Source organism: Candidatus Propionivibrio aalborgensis, from assembly GCF_900089945.1.
Lineage (GTDB): Bacteria > Pseudomonadota > Gammaproteobacteria > Burkholderiales > Rhodocyclaceae > Propionivibrio > Propionivibrio aalborgensis.
Map to the genome: position 1 here is coordinate 1 of NZ_FLQY01000292.1, position 3,821 is coordinate 3,821.

The 3,821-nt window shown below is 55.8% G+C and carries 2 protein-coding genes; one reads left to right on the plus strand and one right to left on the minus strand.

The annotated features are described in order from the left end of the window. Positions 1–2,512, minus strand: a 2,512-nt coding sequence (locus tag PROAA_RS13270; RefSeq protein WP_186411800.1) for an Rne/Rng family ribonuclease, incomplete at its 3' end; no start/stop codon positions are given. Positions 2,513–2,912: 400 nt separating this feature from the next. Here PROAA_RS13270 and PROAA_RS13275 point away from each other — a divergent pair. After that, on the plus strand, positions 2,913–3,821 hold a 909-nt coding region (locus PROAA_RS13275; protein WP_186411801.1), incomplete at its 3' end, for an RluA family pseudouridine synthase.

The window sequence follows — 3,821 nt, forward strand, 5'->3', positions numbered from 1 at the left end:
TTTCAGGTTGCCACTCTTTGGCTTTTTCGCTGATCGTTTCGACGATCACCAGACCGCTTGTTTCGAGAGCCTTTTCGATGTCTACATAAGGTGTTGTGTCAACAGACGATGATGGTTCAGTGGAAACAGCTTCGACAACGCTGATAGGTGTAGCGACGACTTCGATCAAAGCGGTTTCAATATCAGCTTCAACCGCAGCAATTTCAGGTGATCCAACGGTCTCGGACGGCGCAACTGATGTCAGAGGCGCAACAACGAACTCATTGATGTCGGGCGGCGCGATGACCGGCGGATCAGCTTCCGGTGCCGCTGCTGTCTTGAAGGTCTGGGACTCGGCGGTTTCGGCATTGACTTCTGGTACCAATACAGCCGCACCAACGACGGCATCTTCACTTGCCTGAGCAACCGGCAGAGGATTCTTGCTGGTTTGTGCTTCGGCCGGATTCTCGTTTCGTTCACCTCGATCACGACGTCCGCCGCGGCGACCACGACGGCGGGAACCCGTGCTATTGCTTTCCTCAGCATTCATTTCTGGGATCTCGGAAGCTTCAGAAATACTGGCCTTCGCATCAGCTATCGGCGTGGTCATCGCTCGATCCTTGCGTTCCGGACGTGGTTCGCCACGCGGACGACGGGGCTCTCGCTGTTCCTTGGGTTCGCGCGATTTCGGATTTTCTTCCCGCGCTGAGGTTTGAGTCGGGCGTGCCTCGCGTCCCTCTCGTTCTTCGTTGCGCCGATTGCCGCGTCCGCCGCGTTGTGGGTTGTTGCGGGGTTTTCTTTCCGGCTTTGGTACCGGCACGGGTTCAGGATCGCTGCGAAACCAGGAAAGGATTTTGGCAATAAAGCCTTTGTCCTGAGATTCAGCCGCCGTTCTCGAACCTTGGGCCAAGTTCGGCGCGGGCTGGCTCGGCGTGATACCTTTGATCGCAGCTTCCTGTCGAGGCACTCTGGCTTCAGCAGTCGCAGTTGCCTGCTTGATTGCTTCATCGGAAGAGACTTCAACCATCTTGTACGACAGCTGTTGCAAGTCTTCCACGTTCAGTTCGTCGTGCCGCAAGCGAACGATGCTGTGCTGTGGCGTTTCCAAATGGATATTGGGTATCAGCAACAGGTGTACCTTGTGCCGCAATTCGATGGCCTGGATATCCGTACGCTTTTCGTTGAGCAGGAAGGTGGCGACATCCACGGGAACTTGCGTATGCACCGCCGCCGTATTGTCCTTCATCGCCTCTTCTTCGAGGATACGCAGAATGTGCAATGCAGCCGATTCTGCGCTACGAATATGGCCGGTGCCGGTACAGCGCGGGCAGGGGATGTAACTGGTTTCTGCCAGCGCCGGACGCAAGCGCTGCCGCGACAGCTCCATCAAGCCGAAGCGGCTGATTTTTCCTGTTTGCACCCGAGCGCGATCAAGGCGTAGTCCATCGCGCAGGCGATTTTCAACCTCTCGCTGGTTGCGCTGACTTTCCATGTCGATAAAGTCGATGATGATCAGACCACCAAGATCGCGCAGGCGCAACTGGCGGGCGACCTCCTCTGCGGCTTCCAGGTTCGTCTTGAATGCCGTGTCTTCAATATCCGCGCCGCGAGTCGAACGGCCGGAATTGACGTCAACCGAAACCAGTGCCTCCGTGTGATCGAGAACGATAGCGCCGCCTGAGGGCAGCGTAACCTGCCGGGAGTAAGCTGACTCGATCTGATGCTCGATCTGGAAGCGCGAAAAAAGCGGCACATCGTCGCGGTAGCGTTTGATGCGATTGACCGTGCCCGGCATGACGTGTGACATGAACTGGCTCGCCTGTTCGAAAACGTCGTCGGTATCAATCAGAATTTCACCAATGTCGGGCTGGAAGTAGTCACGAATGGCACGAATGACCAGGCTTCCTTCCTGATAAATGAGGAACGCCCCTTTCTGTTGGTTGGCCGCACCGTCGATTGCCTTCCACAACTGCATCAGGTAATTGAGGTCCCATTGCAGTTCTTCGGCATTGCGACCGATGGCCGCCGTGCGGGCAATCAGGCTCATGCCCTGTGGCACCTGCAACTGATCCATTACGTCGCGCAGTTCGGCGCGTTCATCACCTTCGACCCGGCGCGAAACGCCACCGCCTCTTGGGTTGTTGGGCATCAGCACAAGGTAACGTCCGGCCAGACTGATAAAAGTTGTCAGCGCAGCCCCTTTGTTTCCGCGCTCGTCCTTGTCAACCTGAACGATCAGCTCTTGGCCCTCACGCAGGGCTTCCTTGATGGTTGCCCGGCTGGCCTCTATGCCTGCCTGAAAATACGAGCGGGAGATTTCCTTGAACGGAAGAAAGCCATGCCTTTCAGAACCATAATCAACAAACGCGGCTTCGAGGCTGGGCTCGATACGTGTGATGACGGCCTTGTAGATATTGCTCTTCTTTTGTTCCTTGGTGGCCGATTCAATGTCCAGATCAACGAGTTTCTGACCATCAACAATGGCGACACGGAGTTCTTCGGCCTGTGTCGCATTAAAAAGCATGCGTTTCATAAAATGGGCTCCCGCGCGCATTCACTGGGGAGCGCCTTGCGCAGGCAGCGACGGATTAGTTGTGGGCGGTACGCTTCATGGGCTTTCCAGAACGGCAACTAATGAGAATGTCTCGCTGTTTCGTTTATGTCTGCGAGCCTTGGAAACAAAGGCCCGGTAGTCTGCTTGGGACGGTCCGAAGATGCTCGGCGCGCGCAAATCAAGTAGTATCGCTACTTTTGGTGAGCGTACTTAACCAGGCGATTTGCGCTGATTGATCTTGCACAGATTGGTGCAAGAGAGGCGGTTGATGCCTGCCGGAAAGTGCGTCGCAAGTACAAAATAATCGGCGCCGCTCGACGGTCTCACGGGTCAGCGCCTCTTTCAATCCGAGACGCAAATCAAGGCCATTGTATTCAAATTGACCGATGTAAGCAAAAATTCTGTCACACAAGCCATCATTACCGAGGACGAACAGGGGCAACGTCTTGATAACTACCTGCTGAACCTGTGCAAGGGGGTCCCCAAGAGCCACGTTTATCGCATCGTTCGCAGTGGCGAAATCCGGGTTAACCGAAAGCGTGCAGACGTTTTCTATCGCCTTCAGATTGGCGATATTCTGCGTATTCCGCCCATTCGCGTTGCTCAGCGAAACGGGGTAATCGTCGCCGGAGCGGCAATCAATGCCGAGCTGCCGATCCTTTACGAGGACGAGGCCTTGCTCGTCGTAGACAAGCCTTCGGGGATTGCTGTGCACGGCGGGAGTGGGGTCAGTTTCGGAGTCATTGAGGCGTTGCGGCAGCAGCGACCGCAAGCCCGTTTTCTTGAGCTGGCTCACCGGCTTGACCGCGAAACTTCGGGAATTCTTCTGGTCGGCAAGAAACGCTCGGCGTTGACCGCGTTGCACGACATGTTTCGCGAAGGCGGGCTGGCTGGGGGGGCGCGTGGGGCCGATAAACGCTATCTGGTCCTGGTCAATGGACGCTGGATGAATCCGCTACGCCATGTGAAGCTGCCGCTCCTGAAATACCTGCTGGCGTCCGGTGAACGGCGTGTGCGTGTTTCGGATGAAGGCAAAGCATCGCATACTGTTTTTCGACTGCTTGCCCGCTGGGAACACTTCAGTTTGCTAGAAGCGGAGCTCAAGTCCGGTCGAACGCACCAGATTCGCGTCCATCTTGCACACTTGGGTTTTCCGATTGCCGGCGACGAGAAATATGGAGATTTCGCCCTGAACAAGGCACTGTCTAAAACAGGACTCAAGCGTATGTTTCTACACGCCTGGAAGATGCGGTTTCCGCATCCGATCAGCGGATCGGCAATGGTGCTT